Source organism: Oleiphilus sp. HI0128, from assembly GCF_001635365.1.
This window is the reverse complement of record NZ_LWGG01000587.1, coordinates 1-289: the sequence shown is the minus strand read 5'-3', so window position 1 is coordinate 289 and position 289 is coordinate 1. Positions and strand designations below refer to the sequence as shown.

Genomic DNA, 289 nt, shown 5'->3' with positions numbered 1-289 from the left:
GAACAGCATTACGCAGCGAGGCGTGAAGCGACAGTAGCCATTTGTCAAACTGGTTTTCGTTATCCGACTCGGCTTGTACGGCAAATTTTGGAATATCTTTTAGCGCGACTGACAGTGTTTGTGTCGCCTTCTGAAATCGTAAGAGCTCAAGGGTGCCAATACTAAACACCACACCAATAACGACAGTAATCAGCAAGGCCAAGGTATCACTACCCAAGAATACCCAGCTCATACCGATGATAGCCAATGCGCCTAATAAAAATGCCAGCCCAAAAAGAAGCTTATTCAT

General features: G+C 45.3%; 1 pseudogene. It reads right to left on the bottom strand.

From position 1 onward, the window contains the following. A pseudogene (locus A3763_RS28370) lies at window positions 1-289 on the bottom strand (hypothetical protein); the annotation flags it as partial.